18 protein-coding genes are annotated in these 15,084 nt (G+C 73.9%); 5 read left to right on the plus strand and 13 right to left on the minus strand.

Translation table 11 applies throughout. The features are described 5' to 3' along the window. The 12 genes from recO to MNZ39_RS13665 form a co-directional block, all read right to left on the minus strand. A partial coding sequence (gene recO / locus MNZ39_RS13610; protein WP_242339365.1) for a DNA repair protein RecO occupies positions 1–395 on the minus strand: 395 nt, incomplete at its 3' end. 57 nt (positions 396–452) lie between these two features. Beyond that, a complete protein-coding gene (locus MNZ39_RS13615; protein ID WP_242339367.1) occupies positions 453–881 on the minus strand; it encodes a helix-turn-helix transcriptional regulator in 429 nt (142 codons plus the stop codon). A gap of 3 nt (positions 882–884) precedes the next feature. Then, on the minus strand, positions 885–1,637 hold the full coding sequence (locus MNZ39_RS13620; RefSeq protein ID WP_242339369.1) for a tetratricopeptide repeat protein: 753 nt from the start codon (positions 1,635–1,637) through the stop codon (positions 885–887). Continuing rightward, the gene (locus MNZ39_RS13625; RefSeq protein ID WP_242339371.1) at positions 1,637–2,125 is read right to left on the minus strand and encodes a hypothetical protein; all 489 of its coding nucleotides are present in this window, start codon (positions 2,123–2,125) and stop codon (positions 1,637–1,639) included. Before MNZ39_RS13625 ends, MNZ39_RS13620 begins: the two co-directional genes overlap by 1 nt. Positions 2,126–2,136: 11 nt before the next feature. Further along, positions 2,137–2,766 (minus strand): hypothetical protein, encoded by a 630-nt coding sequence (locus MNZ39_RS13630; RefSeq protein WP_242339373.1) that lies wholly within the window; start codon positions 2,764–2,766, stop codon positions 2,137–2,139. A 50-nt stretch (positions 2,767–2,816) separates the two neighbouring features. Beyond that, complete coding sequence (locus MNZ39_RS13635) at positions 2,817–3,449, minus strand: radical SAM protein (protein ID WP_242339375.1); 633 nt, start codon at positions 3,447–3,449, stop codon at positions 2,817–2,819. Between the two features lie 50 nt (positions 3,450–3,499). Next, positions 3,500–4,198, minus strand: coding sequence for a lytic transglycosylase domain-containing protein (locus MNZ39_RS13640; RefSeq protein WP_242339377.1), 699 nt, complete (start codon positions 4,196–4,198; stop codon positions 3,500–3,502). After that, a complete protein-coding gene (locus MNZ39_RS13645) occupies positions 4,195–4,530 on the minus strand; it encodes a phasin family protein (protein WP_242339379.1) in 336 nt (111 codons plus the stop codon). The genes MNZ39_RS13640 and MNZ39_RS13645 overlap by 4 nt, the downstream gene beginning before the upstream one ends. Before the next feature lie 2 nt (positions 4,531–4,532). Beyond that, entirely contained in the window at positions 4,533–4,997 is a 465-nt protein-coding gene (locus MNZ39_RS13650; RefSeq protein WP_242339381.1) for a hypothetical protein, read from the minus strand. Between the two features lie 193 nt (positions 4,998–5,190). Next, the gene (locus tag MNZ39_RS13655; protein WP_242339383.1) at positions 5,191–6,282 is read right to left on the minus strand and encodes a quinone-dependent dihydroorotate dehydrogenase; all 1,092 of its coding nucleotides are present in this window, start codon (positions 6,280–6,282) and stop codon (positions 5,191–5,193) included. 63 nt (positions 6,283–6,345) lie between these two features. After that, entirely contained in the window at positions 6,346–6,822 is a 477-nt protein-coding gene (gene rimI, locus MNZ39_RS13660) for a ribosomal protein S18-alanine N-acetyltransferase (protein ID WP_242339385.1), read from the minus strand. A gap of 1 nt (position 6,823) precedes the next feature. Then, a complete protein-coding gene (locus tag MNZ39_RS13665; protein WP_242339387.1) occupies positions 6,824–7,477 on the minus strand; it encodes a hypothetical protein in 654 nt (217 codons plus the stop codon). A gap of 99 nt (positions 7,478–7,576) precedes the next feature. On the opposite strand from MNZ39_RS13665, the gene MNZ39_RS13670 reads away from it, so the two are divergent. The 5 genes from MNZ39_RS13670 to MNZ39_RS13690 all read left to right on the plus strand — a co-directional run bounded on the left by MNZ39_RS13670 (position 7,577) and on the right by MNZ39_RS13690 (position 14,497). Further along, the gene (locus MNZ39_RS13670; protein WP_242339389.1) at positions 7,577–8,545 is read left to right on the plus strand and encodes a DnaJ C-terminal domain-containing protein; all 969 of its coding nucleotides are present in this window, start codon (positions 7,577–7,579) and stop codon (positions 8,543–8,545) included. A 22-nt stretch (positions 8,546–8,567) separates the two neighbouring features. Then, positions 8,568–9,317, plus strand: coding sequence for a HEAT repeat domain-containing protein (locus MNZ39_RS13675; protein WP_242339392.1), 750 nt, complete (start codon positions 8,568–8,570; stop codon positions 9,315–9,317). Between the two features lie 28 nt (positions 9,318–9,345). Further along, positions 9,346–11,925, plus strand: coding sequence for a 1-acyl-sn-glycerol-3-phosphate acyltransferase (locus MNZ39_RS24975; RefSeq protein ID WP_242339393.1), 2,580 nt, complete (start codon positions 9,346–9,348; stop codon positions 11,923–11,925). Positions 11,926–12,073: 148 nt separating this feature from the next. Beyond that, positions 12,074–13,606: an acetyl-CoA hydrolase/transferase family protein gene (locus MNZ39_RS13685; protein ID WP_242339395.1), complete on the plus strand. Its 1,533-nt coding sequence runs from the start codon at positions 12,074–12,076 to the stop codon at positions 13,604–13,606. Positions 13,607–13,705: 99 nt separating this feature from the next. After that, positions 13,706–14,497: an inositol monophosphatase family protein gene (locus MNZ39_RS13690; RefSeq protein ID WP_242339397.1), complete on the plus strand. Its 792-nt coding sequence runs from the start codon at positions 13,706–13,708 to the stop codon at positions 14,495–14,497. Here the strand turns inward: MNZ39_RS13690 and MNZ39_RS13695 are convergent. Beyond that, positions 14,397–15,083, minus strand: a complete 687-nt coding sequence (locus MNZ39_RS13695) for a GNAT family N-acetyltransferase (protein ID WP_242339399.1) — start codon at positions 15,081–15,083, stop codon at positions 14,397–14,399. The two genes, MNZ39_RS13690 and MNZ39_RS13695, sit on opposite strands and share 101 nt — an antisense overlap. Position 15,084: the final 1 nt, after the last annotated feature.

The following is a 15,084-nucleotide window of genomic DNA, read 5'->3' on the forward strand; positions in this document are numbered from 1 at the left end:
CGCGCCGGCGCGGCGTCGAGGGCGCCGAGGTACTCCAGGAGGAGGGCGAGGAGCTCGGCGTGCGGCTCGTGGTCCCGCACGAGCTCGCGCGCGAGCTCGGAGGCGTAGCCGGCGCAGGCGATGCGGGCGAGGTCGCCGCGGATCGCGCCGTGCGCGCGCAGGACCGCGACGGAGTCGAGCCCGAGCATGTCCGAGCCGGCCCGCTCCCGCGCCTCCGCGGCGACGAGCGTGAACGGCTCGAGCGCACCGCCGAACCTCCGGCGCGACGCGCGGGCCGCGCGCGCGAACGCGGACACCTTCCCCCGCTCGTGCGTGAGGAGCGTCACGATCCGGTCCGACTCGCCGTAGTCGACGGCGCGCAGGACGAGCGCGGTGAGCTTCAGCCGATCCGGCACGGAGGGACCGTAGCCCCTCACCGGGCTGGGCGCCAGGCCCGCCGGGCGCCGCGGCCGCTACCGCAGCAGGGCGATGGCCGCCGCGATCGCCGCGGCGAGCGCGACGGCGGCCGCCACCCAGGCGCCCGCGGGAACTCCCCGCGCGTCGCCGCGCGGGCCCGCCTCGGCGGAAGCGGCCGCCGCCTCCTCGTACCGGAGGACCACCTCGGTCGCGTCGAGGCCGGCCGCGATCGCGTAGCTGCGGAGGTAGCCGACCACGTACGCCCGCGGCGGCATGCGCGCCTCCTCGCCCGACTCGAGCGCCTCGACCACGCCGGGCGCGAGCTTCGTGGCGCGCGTGACCTCGTCGCGGGACAGGCCCCGCAGCTCGCGCTCCCGCGCGAGCCAGCGGCCGAACGCGGCGAGCCGCTCCTCGGCGGACGCGCCGGGGTCGTCGGTGGGGACGTCGGGAGGGGCGGCTCCGGTGGGGTCGACGGGATCGGTCACGGGCTACTCGCCGAGCAGGGTGAGGCTGCGGCGGCACTCCTCGCCGTCGGCGCTCGAGGGGGCGAGCTCGGCGCAGCGCTCGAACGCGGTGCGCGCGCCGGGGAGGTCGCCCGCGCGCATGCGGGCGAGGCCGAGCTGGAGGTGCGCGTCGGGGGTCTTCTCGCAGCTCCGCGCGTACGCGCCGAGCTCCTCGACGGCCTCGGTCATCTTGCCCTCCTCGAGGAAGATGCGCCCGAGGTCCCGGCGCCCCTTGCAGTAGGACGGCGCGAGCGAGAGGCACGCGCGGAGCTCGGCGTGCCCCTCCTCCCGGCGCCCCATCCGCCAGAGCGCCTGGCCCTTGTTGCAGCGCGCCACGTACGGCTCGCGGTAGGTCATGTCGCCGAGCGCGAGGTCGAACTCCCGCAGCGCCTCGTCGTAGCGGCCGGTGCGCGCGAGGAGCTGGCCGAGATCGTTGTGCGTCTCCGGGTACTCGGGCCGGAGCTCGAGCGCGCGGCGGTAGGCGCGCTCGGCCTCGTCGAGCCGGCCGAACCCGAAGTCGAGGACCAGCCCGCGGCCGCGGTGGGCCTCCGCAAAGCCGGGGTCGACCGCGAGCGCCGCGTCGTACTCGCGGAGCGCGTCGGGCGCCCGCCCGCCGCGGAACGCCTCCACCGCCAGGTCGTGGTGGATCTCGGCGGTGCGGCGCTGCTTGCCGCTCGGACGGTGAGCGCAGCCGAGCGCGGCCGCGGCGAGGAGGACGAGGGCGAGAGATCGGGTCATCAGAAGGACGCGAGCAGGCGGGCCACGCGGGCGGCGTCGGGCGCGGCGGAGGTCGCGCCGGGCGCCCCGGGCGAAGCGGAGGGCGCGGAGGCCGCGGGAGCGCGCGGCGGCGAGAACAGCGGGACGCGGCGGAGCACCTGCTCCTGCACGTCCGCGGCGAGGTTACGGAAGTTCAGGTTGTCGAGCATGAAGCCCATCGACTCGAGGAACTGCAGCCCCTCGAGCTCGATCTCGCGGTACTCGTCCGCGGTCGTGAGCTGCCGCCGCGAGGGGAGGTAGACGACGTTCTCGCCGGACTTCTGGAGGTGGAGCGCGACGTAGATCGAGAACGAGCCGTTCGGGTTGCGCAGCCCGCACAGGTGGGCGGAGACGGCCTGCGCCGCCTTGCCAGGGATCGACACCTGCGCCTGGTTGATGCTCTCCACCACCGCGACGATCTGCTCGCGCGTCGTCTGGACCCAGCTGAGGCTCGGCTCCGCAGTGAACACGTGGCCCCCTGTCAGCGCGCCACGAGGACGTGCTCCTCGGGTCGGTCCTCGAGGTCCGCCGCGCTGCGCGTCATCTCGAGGAGCGGGTTGTCGATCATCACGTGGTCGCCGCCGACGTTCCCCTCGCCGATGACCACCCTGAGCGCCACCTCGCGCGAGCCGGCGGGCTGGTCGCCCGGGCTCCGCCGCGTGGGCGCGAGCACGACGCGGTTCGCTCCGGGGCGCAGGTAGCGCGTGACCTCCATGACCACCTGCGGCTCGTTCGCCTTCACCTCCCGGATCCACTGAGCGTTGATGAAGATCGCGAGGTCGTACTGCGGGCCGGAGGGGGCCGGGTGCTCCGCCGCGAGGAAGTAGCGCCGGGTCACCCGCGCGGGCGCGCCGGCGGCGCCGGCCTCGGGGGCGGGGGGAGGCACGGCCGCGGCGGCCGGGGTCGTGGCCTCGCCGGCGACGCGCACCGTGTAGCCCTTCGCCTCGATGTGGACGTTCCCCTGCGCGTCGATGACGACCGTCGCGTTCTCGAAGCGCTGGCTCGTGACGCCGTCGATCGCGACGCCGTTCAGGGTGAGGGACGGCTCGGCGGCGGCAGGCGGCGCCGTCGCGAGCGCGGCCGCGGCGAGCGCGAGGGCGAAGGGACGCATCCGCAGACTTGTTAGCCCCGGCCCGCCGCCCAGGTCAAGAAAGCGCGCGCCTACACGCCGCGCGCGTCGGGACCCCAGATCACCTTGTGGATCTGGAGGGAGAGCCGGGCGTCGAGCCCGTCCTCGAGGATCCAGCGCGCGAGGTCCCGCGGCGCGACCTGGCCCCACGCCGGCGAGAACAGCAGCGCGGCCCGCCCCTCGAGCCGGTGCCGGCGCACGACCTCGACCGACCAGCGGTAGTCCGCCTCCGAGCAGACGACGAACTTCACCTCGTCGTGCGCGCGCAGCCGGTCGAGGTAGGCGAGGTCCCGCGCCTCCTCGCCCGAGCCGGGCGTCTTCACGTCCACGATGCGGATCGCCTCGGCCGGGAGCGCCTCGAGCGGCCGCTGCCCGTGCGTCTCCACGGCGACCTCGTACCCGCCCTCGAGGAGCGCGCGCGCGAGCTCGGGCAGCTCGCGCTGGAGCATCGGCTCGCCGCCGGTCAGGCACACGAAGCGCGTCGGGTAACGACCGAGCGCGGCGAGGATCTCCTGGCGCGTCATGTCGCGCCCGCCCTGGAACGCGTAGGTGGTGTCGCAGTAGCCGCAGCGCAGATCGCAGCCGGTGAAGCGGACGAACGCGCAGGGCCGCCCCGCTCGCGTCCCCTCCCCCTGGAGGCTGAAGAAGATCTCGTCGACCCGCATGGCGGGCCATCCTTAACCGTTCCGGGGCGGGAGGTCACGCCCGCGAGCGGCTACTCCGCGGCCACCGGGACGCGCGCCACGGCGAGCGGTGCGGCGGCGACGACGGCGGTCCCCCCGGCGCTGCGCCGCAGCTTCCGGTGCAGGGCCTGCACGCGGCGCGGGTAGGCGTGGAACCGCGCGGGGATCTCCCCCTCGCGCAGGTAGCCGAGGATCCGGTTCGGCCCGGCGTTGTAAGCCATGAGCGCGACCTCCTCGCGGCCGAACGCGTCGAGCAGCCGGCGGAGGTAGCGCACGCCCGCGACCACGTTGGCGGCCGGGTCGTGCAGGTCGAGGTGGAGGAGCCCGGCGCGCTGGAGCTCGCGGCGCATCGTGGGCTCGCGGAGCTGCATGAGCCCCCGGGCGCCCGCGCCGGAGAGCGCGCGCGGGTCGAACGACGACTCGACCTCGATGAGCGCGAGGACCAGCAGCGGGTCGATGCGGGCTGCCTGCGCCTCCGCCACGATGGTCCGGGCGAGCGCGCCGCGGCGGTCCGCGCCGAGGGACGGCATCTCGGCCCCGAGCTGCCGCTCGATCCGCCCGACCGCGGACCCGACGGCGTCGCAGCCCAAAAGGCACGCCGCCGGCCCCGGCTCGGCGGGCAGGAGCTGCCGCGGCCCCTCCGCGAGCTCGCCCGGGAACGCGACCGCGGCGGCCGCGAGGCCGACCGCGATCGCGGCTCCGACGAGCCCGTGGAGGCGCGGCGGGGTCACGGCGCGATCTTCTCCTTCTCCTGGGCGAGCGCCTCCACCCGCGCGGCGATGGCCTCGAGCCGCTTCTCGAGCTGGTCGAGATCCTCGCGCGAGGGGACGCGGAACCGGCTCGTGGCGCGGCGAATCGCGTCGTCGAGGGTCCGCTCGACCTCCCGTCGCTGGGCGACGAGCCGCTCGCCGAACTCGCGCGCGTGGCGCCGGACGTCCTCGGGCGAGAAGCCCGCCACGTCGGCGACGCGCGCGAACACCTTCTCGGCCTCCTGCTCGGCGGCGTTGACGCCGGCGAGCGCGTGGGACCAGGCGTCCTTGAAGATCTCCTGCAGGTCCGGCATCCCTAAGTCCCCTCGGGCGACTTCGCCCGCCTGGCGCGGCGCGCGCCCTTCTTCTCGAAGCGCTTCGCGAGCTTCTCGAGCTCGCGCGAGAGCTCCTGGACCTCGTCGCGCGTCGCGACGCCGAGGAACTGCACCGCGCGCGACTGCAGGTCGAGCATCCGCTCCAGCGCCTCCGACCGGAACGACTCGGCCCGGTCGCGCCACTCGGCGGCGCGCTCGGCGCCCTGGTCGCGCAGCTTCTCGAGCCGCTGCCTCACCTCGGGCAGCGAGAAGTCCTGCCGCGACAGGCGGTGAACGATCTCCTCGATGTCCTTCCTTCCGGCGCGGCCCCGGACCACCAGGTCCTTGAGAACCCGCTGCGCCTCCTCCTCGATGAGCCCGATGCGCGCCTGCGCCGCGACGAGCGGCTCTCGCAGGAACTCCGGCACCTTCAGCTTCCCGTTGTCCGTCTTCTGAGCTTCGGTCATTGGTCGTCCTCCTGGGCGGTCGGTGGGTTCCAGGGAGCAGGCAAACCCCCGCGACAGCATCCAGGTAACGCGTCGCGTCAGCACACGTCAAACGACCCAGTCGGTGCTCCGGACCGATCGACCCTACATGTGTGGCCCCTCTCCTGCCAGGGGAAATTGCCCCTGGAGGGTCGGCACCACACCTAGGGATAGGTCAGACGCTCGCCCGCTCGCCCGGCCCGTGGTCGGCGCCGACGGCCTCCGCGACGGAGCGGAAGCCGTCTCGCGCGAGGAGCTTCGCGAGCCCGTCGTTCAGCCGGCGCACGAAGCCGGGCCCGCCGTAAACGAGGCCCGTGTAGACCTGCACGAGCGCCGCCCCCGCCCGGATCTTCGCGTACGCGTCCTCGGCGCTCATCACGCCGCCCGCGCCCACGATGGGGACCCGCCCCGCCGCGCGCGCATAGCAGCGCCGGACGACGGTCGTCGCGAGCGGCCCGAGCGGCGCCCCCGAGAGCCCGCCCGCCTCGGTGGCGCGCGGGTGGCGCTCGACGCCCGCGCGGGAGAGGGTCGTGTTCGTCGCCACGATCCCGGACACGCCCGCCTCGATGGCCACGTCCACCGCCTCGTCGAGCGCGGTGGGCGAGAGGTCCGGCGCGAGCTTCACGAGGAGCGGCTTCCCGGGCGCGAGCTCGCGCAGGCGCCCCACGCACGCGCGCAGCAGCGCGTCGAGCTGCTCGCGCTCCTGGAGCTGGCGGAGGCCGGGCGTGTTCGGAGACGAGATGTTGACGACGAGGTAGTCGGCGTGGGCGTGGAGCCGCTCGATGCAGGCGAGGTAGTCCGCCGCGGCGTCCTCGTTCGGCGTCGTCTTGTTCTTGCCGACGTTCACGCCGACCGGCCCCATCCGCGCGACGGGGGGCACGCGGGCGAGCCGCCGCGCACACTCCTCGGCGCCGGCGTTGTTGAACCCCATGCGGTTGATGAGGGCGCGGTGCTCGACGAGGCGGAACAGGCGCGGCGGCTCGTTCCCCGGCTGCGGGCGCGGGGTGATGGTGCCGATCTCGACGTGCGAGAAGCCGAGCGCGAAGAGCCCCGCGATCGACGCGTCGCCCTTGTCGAAGCCGGCGGCGAGGCCGATCGGGCCGTCGAACTCGAGGCCGAGGCAGGAGACGTGCAGCTCGGGGGGAACCTTCGGCCGGCGGAGGCGCGCGAGCCCGGGCGTCACCCGGTGAAGCGCGGCGTGCGCGAGCCGGTGGGCTTGCTCAGGATCGAGGTGGAACAGGGTCCAGCGCAGGGCGGGCCAGATCATCCGGGGGGCGAGAGATACTCGATGGCGGGAGAGGATGCGAGCGCCTTCCCACGCCGTGGCGCGTCAGAGGTCGAGGATCATCACGATCGCGTCCTCGCCCTCCTCCTGGTAGTAGTTCGGCCGAACCCCCACCTGCCGATAGCCGAGGGAACGGTAGAGCTCCAGCGCCGCCGCGTTCGAGCGGCGAACCTCCAGCGTCGCGACGGTGGCGCCCCGCGCCTTCCCCGCGCCGTGCGCCTCGAGCATGAGGGCCCGGCCGACGCCGCGCCGCCGCGCCTCGAGCGCCGTCGCGATGTTCAGGACGTGGATCTCGTCGTGGACGAGCCAGAACACGATGTAGCCGAGCACCCGCTCCGCGCCCGCGTCGCGGTCCACCGCGAGCACGATGTGCGACCACGCATGGTCGAGCTCGCGCGCGAGCAGCTCGCGCGACCACGGGTTGCGGAACCCGGCCCGCTCGATGTCGACCACGCGATCGAGATCCTCCGGCTGCATCCGCCGGAACTCGAGCCACCCCTGCGAGTCGACGGGACGCCGCACGCTACCCGTCCTTCCGCTCGACGTGGAGGATCCTCACGTCCGCCCGCGCGCGGAGCTCCGCCACGAGCTCGCGCACCTGCCCCCGCGCCCGCTCCTCCTCGAGCTGCGCGCGCGCCGCGTCGCGCGCCGGCCCGGCCGCGCCGGCCGCGCCGTGCTCCGCGAGCCAGCGGTCCACCTCCTCGTCGCCCACCCGCGCCGCGCGGCCCACCCGGCTCTGGACGTAGCGCTCGACCCTCACCATGCGCGCCAGCGTGACGGAGAGCTCCTCCTCCGTCAGCTCCGACTCCGCCAGGAACCGCGCGTACGCCTCGGCCGGGCCCACCTGCGCGCGGAACCGGGAGAGCGCGGCCGCCACCGCCTCGCGCTCCACCCCGTCGAGCCCGAGCCGCGCCGCCTCGTCCGCGAGGAGCATCTGATCGAGGAGCCAGTCGAGCGCCGCCCGGAGGGCCTCCGCGTCGAGGGGACGGGTGGCGGCCGCCGCGGCGCCGCGCGAGACGAGCGCGATGCGCGCCTCCTCGGCGAGCTTCGTCAGCGTCACGACCCGCGGCGGGGCACCGGCCGGGTTCCGCACGACGGCGACGATCTCCTCCACGACGCGGGGGGCGGCCGCCGGAGGGGCGGCGGCGAGGAGCGTCGCGGCGACGAGCGAGAGCATGTGCCCCATTGTAGTGCGAGGGGCCGGGGCGGCGCGACGCCGCGGCGCTCCGGAGCGGCCGTGCATTGACGCCCCCTCCGGACGCGTTACGTTCCCGGCGTGCCACAGCGCGACCTCTACGAGATCCTGGGCGTCCCGAGGGGCGCGAGCGCCGAGGAGATCAAGAAGGCGTACCGGAAGCTCGCGAAGAAGTACCACCCCGACGTGAACCCTGGGAACAAGGATGCGGAGGAGAAGTTCAAGGAGGTGACCGCGGCCTCCGAGGTGCTCTCCGATCCCAAGCGGCGCAAGCTCTACGACGAGTTCGGCGCCGACGCGCTGCGCACCGGCTTCGACGAGAAGCGGGCCGCGGAGTACCGGCGCTGGAAGCGCGAGGGAGCGCCGCCCGGCGGGATGCCGTTCGACTTCGGCGACTTCAGCACCGTGAATGTCGGCGACTACGGGGCGTTCGACTTCGGCTCCATCTTCGGAGACCTCTTCGGCGGCGCGGGCGGGCCCCGCGCGCACGGCCGGGTCCGCCGCGGCCCGATCCCCTCCTCCGGCGCGAGCGCCGAGGCCGAGATCGAGATCCCGCTGCGAGACGCGGTGCTCGGCGCGGAGCGGGACCTGCGCCTCGACGGGCGGACGCTCCGGGTGAAGATCCCGGCCGGCGTGACCGACGGGTCGCAGATCCGGCTCGCGGGCCAGGGCGGCCCCGGCGCGCACGGAGGCCCGGCCGGGGACCTCTACCTCAAGGTGAAGCTCCAGGACCACCCGCACGTCCGGCGCGAGGGGAAGGACCTCTACATCGACCTCCCCGTCACGGTCCCCGAGGCGGTGCGCGGCGCAGAGGTGACGCTCCCGACCTTCGAGGGCCCGGTCCGCCTCCGCGTCCCTCCCGGCGCGCAGACGGGGACGCGGCTGCGGCTGCGCGGCAAGGGGCTCCCCGACCTGCGGCACGGCTCGCGCGGCGACCTGTACGCGGTGGTCCAGGTGGTCCTCCCCCGGGCCTCGGACGCGCTCCGGAAGGCGGTCGAGCCGCTCGAAGCCCTGTACGAGGAGGATCCGCGGGCGGGGATCTCGTTGTAGAACCTCGCCCCACGGAGGATGGATGGGACTCTTCGATCTGTTCGGCTCGAAGGAGGAACGGGAGCGCGGCGCGCTGAAGAAGCTCGCGAAGCGCGTGACGGAGCGCTACGGGCCGCCCGAGAACCGGCAGAAGGCGATCCAGCAGCTCGGCGACATGGGCACGCCCGGCGCGCTCTCGACGCTGTGCCTGCGCTTCACGGTGAGGGCCGAGCCGGGCATCACCGACGACGAGGAGAAGGAGACCGCTCACCGGATCCTCGCCGACGCGAAGGAGGCCGCGGTCGGTCCGCTCGAGGCGTTCGTGCGCGAGCAGGAGAGCGGCATCGCCTGGGGCCTGCGGGCGCTCGCGGACATCGTGCCCCCGGACCGGCTCGTCGAGGTCGTGGTGCGCGAGCTCGCCCGGCTCGGGCGCGAGTACACCCGCGACCCGGAGAAGAAGCTCGTCCTCCTCACCTGGCTCGTCGAGCACCACCCCGGCGCGACGGGCGCGGAGATCGAGGGCGCGCTCCTGCCGCTGCTCGAGGACTTCTCGGATGACGTGCGCATCGGCGCGGCGCGCGCCATCGCCCGCCTCGCGCCGGGCGAGGCGAGCCGCGACGCGCTCATCCAGCTCCTCCTCCGGGATCGCGACAACGCCCGCGTGCGCGGAGAGGTGCTCGAGGCGCTCGCGCACCTCGGCGCGGACGTGAAGGGGCACCGACCGAGCGTGGAGGCCCTGCTCGTCGAGCCGTTCTTCCTCGACCGCGAAGGACGCGTGAAGAAGCGCGGCTGAGCCGCCCCGCCCGGGTTACACTCGCTCCGTGGACGTACAGGAGTCACCTCCGAACGGGCGGCCCTCCGGCGCCGCGCCCGCCAGTCCTGCGCCGCCCGCTCCCGAGCCCCCCCGCACGTTCCTCTCGCGCTGGTTCGAGCCGGTGCGCGTCTCGCGCGACGCCGGGGCCGAGCTGCAGGCGCTCGCGGCCCGGGGCAGCCTCGTCTTCGTGATGCGGTCGCCGGGGCTGCTCAACTTCCTCTACCTGCGCTGGTTCCTGCGGCGGCTCGGGCTGCCGACGCTCCGCGCGGCGCAGGGCTTCCCGGGCTTCTTCGGCTGGATCGCGCGCGTGCGCCGCAGCCGGCGCGCGTTCGAGGACGCGCTCGCGACGGGCGACGCGAGCCTGCTGTTCCTCGGCCGGCCCACCGAGAAGGATCCCTTCGCCGCGCTGGTGCGCATCCAGCGCGACCTCTTCCAGCCGGTGTTCCTCGTCCCCGTCCTGCTCGTCTGGAGCCGCCGGGCGCAGAAGCTGAAGCCGTCCTTCTGGGATCTCCTCTACGGCTCGCCGGAGGCGCCGAGCGCGTTCGCGAATGCGGTCGGCTTCCTGCGGAACTTCCGGCGCGCGCTCTTCGACGTGGGCCGGCCGCTCGACCTGCAGGCCCACCTGCGCGAGCGCCCCGACGAGCCGGACGCGATCGTGGCCCGCAAGATCCGCGGCGCCCTCCACCAGCACCTCGCGCGCGTGTTCCGCACCGTGGTGGGGCCGCCGCTCAAGGCGCCCTCCCGCGTGCGCGAGAAGGTGCTGCGGGATCGCACGCTGCGCGCCACCATCGAGGCGGTGGCGGCCGAGACCGGCCGTCCGTCGACCGCGCTCGTGGCGGAGGCGGAGAAGGACCTGAAGGAGATCGCGAGCCGCTACGACCCGACGTTCGTCGGCTTCTTGCGCGGGCTCCTCGCCTGGATGTTCGGCCGGCTCTACCGCAGCGTCGAGGTGGACGAGGCGGGGCTCGCGCGCCTGAAGCGCGCCGCGGCCGAGGCGCCCGTGGTGCTGTGCCCGAGCCACAAGAGCCACGTGGACTACCTCGTCGTCTCCTGGCTCCTGTACGAGCACGGCATGACGCCGCCGCACGTCGCGGCCGGCATCAACCTCTCCTTCTGGCCGTTCGGCCCGATCGCGCGGCGCGGCGGCGCGTTCTTCATCCGCCGCAAGGTGAAGGGCGATCGCATCTACACCGCGGTCCTGCGCGCCTACGTGAAGCACCTCCTGCGCGACCGGTTCCCGCAGGAGTTCTACGTCGAGGGCGGCCGGAGCCGGACCGGGAAGCTCCTCCCCCCGAAGAGCGGCCTGGTCTCGATGGAGGTCGACGCCTGGCTCGACGGCGCGGCCGACGACATCCTCTTCGTCCCGATCGCGATCGACTACGAGAAGCTCATCGAGGCCTCGAGCTACGTGCGCGAGCTCTCCGGGGCCGAGAAGCAGAAGGAGAGCCTCCGCGGGCTCCTGGGCGCGGCGACCGTGCTCTTCCGCCGGTACGAGCGGCTGTACGTGCAGTTCGAGGAGCCGATCTCGCTGCGCGAGGTCGCGTCGGAGCGGCTCGGCCAAAGCGCCGCCACGCTCGCGGTGGACGACGCCTGGGGCGGCGAGGGGGAGCGGGTCGCGCGCGGCGCCCCCGGCGAGGGGAAGCGCGCCCTCGTCCAGGCGCTCACGAACCGCGTCGCCTACGGGATCAGCCGGGCGGTCACGATCACGCCGGTGGGCCTCGTGGCCGCGACGCTCCTGTCGCACGGGCGGCGCGGCATGACCGCGGCGGAGTTCGCGCGCCGCATCGAGCTCCTCCGCTACATGGCGGCCGAGGGGGGCGCGCGCTTCGGGCGCGACCTGGCGGGGGCGCCGTCGGATCCGCGCCAGCCGGGCGCGATCGCCGACGCGGTGCGGCGGCTCGCGCTCGGCGGGACGGTGCGCATCGAGGTGGCGGCCGGCGACACCATCTACCTCGTCCCCGACGAGAAGCGTCCGGTGCTCGACTACCACCGCAACGCGGTCATCCACCGCTTCGTGGCGCCCGCGGTGGTCGCCGCCGCCCTCCGGGCCGAGGGCGGGGAGGCCCCGCTCCTCGTCCTGCGCCAGCGCGCCCTGTGGCTGTCGCGCCTCTTCAAGCTCGAGTTCATGTACCAGGTCGGCTCGGCGCCGGAGGAGATCCTCCAGCAGAACCTCGCCTTCCTCGCCCGCGTCGGGGCCGTGACGCGGGACGGCGACCGGGTGCGGCCGGGATCCGAGCCGGAGCTCCTCGCGTTCCTCGCGGAGCTCCTGCGGGCCTACCTGGAGGCCTATCGCCTGGCGGCGGCGACGGCGCTCTCCGTCCTCTCCCCGGCAGCCGGCGCGCCAGCCGCCGCGCCGGACCGGCGCGCGCTGGTGCGCGAGGCGCTCGAGCGGGGTCGCGCGGCCTTTCTTTCCGGGGAGATCCAGCTCCGCGAATCCCTGTCGAAGGCCACGCTCGAGAACGCGATCGAGTGGCTCGCGACGCAGGGCGTCATCGCCGAGGAGGCGGGAAAGCTTCGCCTCGCCGACGCGGACGGCGCGTCGCTGCGGGCGATCGTGGACGGGATAACTCGGCATACTGCCGCGTGATTTGGGCCGGGGTCTCTTCCCAGCCTACATCGAGCGCGGTAACCTTCGCCTCCACCCGCGCAGCTAAATCCGCGCAGCTCTGCCGCAGCACCCGGAGTCGTACCGAGCCTCGTCCTGCGTGACGGACGATACCCAGGAGGCTGATCGAATGTCGGACCGCATCCAGCACAAGGGCCTGAAGGCGAAGGTGATGTCCGCCGAGGCCGCCGCCGCGTTGATCCCCAGCGGCGCAGTCCTAGGCGCCAGCGGCTTCACCGGCGCCGGCTACCCGAAGGCCGTCCCGATCGCGCTCGCGAAGCGCGCCGTCGACGAGCGCCTCAAGGGCAAGCCGTTCAAGGTGAGCCTGCTCACGGGTGCCTCCACGGGCCCCGAGCTCGACCAGGTGATGGGCCTGACGGAGGCGGTCAGCTTCCGCTTCCCGTACAACGGCGACGCCGTCATGCGCGAGAAGTTCAACGCGGGCGTCATCGAGTACCAGGACATGCACCTCAGCCACGCCGGGTCGCTCGTCCGGTACGGCTACTACGGTCGTCCGGACAACAAGATCGACTTCGCCCTCGTCGAGGTCACCAAGATCCGCGAGGACGGCTCGGTCATCTTCTCGTCGTCGGTCGGCGCGAACACCGCGTACCTCGAGACGGCGGAGAAGATCATCCTCGAGGTGAGCGAGTGGCAGGACGAGCGGCTCGAGGGGATGCACGACGTCCTCTCCGTCCCCGGCAAGCACGGTGATCGCATTCCGATCCCTGTCCTCAAGGCGGACGACCGCGTCGGCACCCCGCACTACAACCTCGACGTCTCGAAGGTCGTCGCGGTGGTGATGTCGAGCTACCCGGACCGCAACGCGCCGTTCAAGGCGCCCGAGGCCGACCACAAGCGCATCGCCCAGCACATCCTCGACTTCCTCGACGGCGAGGTGAAGGGCGGCCGGCTCCCGAAGAGCCTCACGCCGCTGCAGTCGGGCGTCGGCAACATCGCGAACGCCGTTCTCGTCGGCCTCAACGAGGGCCACTTCGAGAACATGACGAGCTACACCGAGGTCATCCAGGACGGCATGCTCGACCTGCTCGACTCCGGCAAGCTCCGCATCGCCTCGGCGACGGCGTTCTCGGTCTCCCCGGCCGGCCAGGAGCGCTTCAACAAGAACATCGAGCGCTACCGCAAGCAGATCATCCTGCGCCCGCAGGACGTGTCCAACCACCCCGAGGTCATCCGCCGCCTCGGCTGCATCGCGATGAACGGGTTCGTCGAGGCCGACATCTACGGCCACGTGAACTCGACGCACATCGTGGGCAAGGGCATCGAGAACGGCATCGGCGGCTCGGCCGACTTCGCCCGCAACTCGGCGTACACCATCTTCATGTCTCCGTCGGTGGCCAAGGGCGGGAAGATCTCCGCCATCGTGCCCTTCGCGTCGCACATCGATCACACCGAGCACGACGTGAGCGGCATCGTGACCGAGTACGGCTTCGCCGACCTGCGCGGGAAGAGCCCGAAGCAGAAGGCGAAGGAGATCATCGAGAAGTGCGCCCACCCGGAGTTCCGCCCGATCCTGTGGGACTACTACAACCGGTCGATGAAGAACCCGAGCGCCGGCCTGCACTCGCCGCACATGCTGGACGAGGCGTTCTCGTTCCACACCCGGTACCTCAAGACCGGGGACATGCGCCCGAAGAAGTAGTCGCGCGCCCCACCCCCGTCGTGCCGACGAGCGGCGGTCCCCCGGGACCGCCGCTCTTTTTTATCGGTCCGCGCCCCCGCCCCCGCCTAATCTCCCGCCATGCCCGAGCTCGATCTCGACCTTGCGATGACGACCGCGCGGCGCGCGGTGGAGGCGGCCACGGAGGCGAGCCTCGCCCACTTCCGGCGCGGCGTGCGCGTGGAGGTGAAGCCCGATCGCACCCCCGTCACCGCCGCCGATCGCGAGTCCGAGGCCGCGATCCTCGCCGTCGTCCGCGCGGCGTTCCCGGACCACGCCTTCCTCGGCGAGGAGACCGGAGCGCACGCGGGCGCCGCGGGCACCCGCTGGATCGTGGATCCGATCGACGGGACCAAGGGCTTCACCCGCGGGCGGGGCTTCTGGGGCCCGCTCGTGGCGCTCGAGCACGAGGGCGCGGTCGTGGCCGGCGCCATGGCCCTGCCCGCGCTCGGGGAGACCTACTGGGCCGCCCGCGGGAAGGGCGCCTGGCTGCGGGCCGGCGACGGCGCGCCGCTGCGCCTCCAGGTGTCGAAGATCGGGGCGTGGGAGGACTCCACGCTCTCGCTCGGCGAGCCGCACGTGCTGTTCCGCCCGCCGATGCTGGAGCGGGTCGCCGCGCTCGCGACGAGCGCGCAGTGCGCCCGCTGCTACGGCGATCTGGCCGGCGCCGCCCTGGTGCTGCAGGGGAAGGCCGAGGCCTGGATCGAGGCGGGCGTGCAGATCTGGGATCTCGGGCCGTTGCCGGTGCTCGCCGAGGAGGCAGGCGGCAGGTTCACCGACCTCGACGGGCACCCGACGGTCGCGTCGGGGAGCTGCGTCCTGTCGAACGGGCTCGTGCACGATCACGTGCTGCGGGCGCTCGGCGGGCGCTGAGCTCGAGCCGCACGACCGGGCGCGTCGGGCTGCGGCGCGCGACCTCCTCGAACCCGAGCGCCTCGAACGTGGAGGCCGCCCCGGTGTAGAGGAACGCGTCGCCGAGCCGCGCGCTCGAGTCCACCGGGTACGCCTCGATCGCCGGCGCGCCGTGCGCGCGGGCATGGGCCGCCGCCGCCTCGACGAGCGCGCGGGTCACGCCGCGGCGCCGGTGAGAGCGCGCCACGAAGAAGCAGGTGATCGACCAGACCGGCCGCGCGTCCACCGGCGCGAGGTTCCGCGAGCGCGCCAGCCGCGGGTAGGCCGCGCGAGGCTCCACTGCGACCCACCCGACGGGGACGGCGCCGTCGTAGGCGAGCAGCCCGGCGACGTGCCCGGCCGCGACGTACGCCGCGAGCGCGCGCCGGTTCCCCTCCCCCTTCCCGGCCTCGAACTCTGCGCGCGGCACGCGCCACCACATGCACCAGCAGCCGGCGCACGCACCGCGCGGCCCGAAGAGCCGCTCGAGGTCCGCGAAGCGCGCCGGCGTGGCCGGATGGATCTCGAGCTTCGCGGCGGGGGGCCTCGGGGCGCGAGCGGGGGGCATC

The sequence above is a fragment of the Anaeromyxobacter sp. SG66 genome, from assembly GCF_022690805.1.
Taxonomy (GTDB): Bacteria; Myxococcota; Myxococcia; order Myxococcales; family Anaeromyxobacteraceae; genus Anaeromyxobacter; species Anaeromyxobacter soli.

Excerpts from the sequence above, each read along its gene's own strand:
- MNZ39_RS13665 (WP_242339387.1), bottom strand. The coding sequence starts at position 7,477 with ATGCTCTCGCTCGTCGCCGCGACGCTCCTCGCCGCCGCCCCTCCGGCG.
- MNZ39_RS13630 (WP_242339373.1), bottom strand. The coding sequence starts at position 2,766 with ATGCGTCCCTTCGCCCTCGCGCTCGCCGCGGCCGCGCTCGCGACGGCG.
- MNZ39_RS13695 (WP_242339399.1), bottom strand. The coding sequence starts at position 15,083 with ATGCCCCCCGCTCGCGCCCCGAGGCCCCCCGCCGCGAAGCTCGAGATC.
- MNZ39_RS13635 (WP_242339375.1), bottom strand. The coding sequence starts at position 3,449 with ATGCGGGTCGACGAGATCTTCTTCAGCCTCCAGGGGGAGGGGACGCGA.
- MNZ39_RS13690 (WP_242339397.1), top strand. The coding sequence starts at position 13,706 with ATGCCCGAGCTCGATCTCGACCTTGCGATGACGACCGCGCGGCGCGCG.
- MNZ39_RS13645 (WP_242339379.1), bottom strand. The coding sequence starts at position 4,530 with ATGCCGGACCTGCAGGAGATCTTCAAGGACGCCTGGTCCCACGCGCTC.
- MNZ39_RS13650 (WP_242339381.1), bottom strand. The coding sequence starts at position 4,997 with ATGACCGAAGCTCAGAAGACGGACAACGGGAAGCTGAAGGTGCCGGAG.
- MNZ39_RS13675 (WP_242339392.1), top strand. The coding sequence starts at position 8,568 with ATGGGACTCTTCGATCTGTTCGGCTCGAAGGAGGAACGGGAGCGCGGC.
- MNZ39_RS13620 (WP_242339369.1), bottom strand. The coding sequence starts at position 1,637 with ATGACCCGATCTCTCGCCCTCGTCCTCCTCGCCGCGGCCGCGCTCGGC.
- MNZ39_RS13655 (WP_242339383.1), bottom strand. The coding sequence starts at position 6,282 with ATGATCTGGCCCGCCCTGCGCTGGACCCTGTTCCACCTCGATCCTGAG.
- MNZ39_RS13685 (WP_242339395.1), top strand. The coding sequence starts at position 12,074 with ATGTCGGACCGCATCCAGCACAAGGGCCTGAAGGCGAAGGTGATGTCC.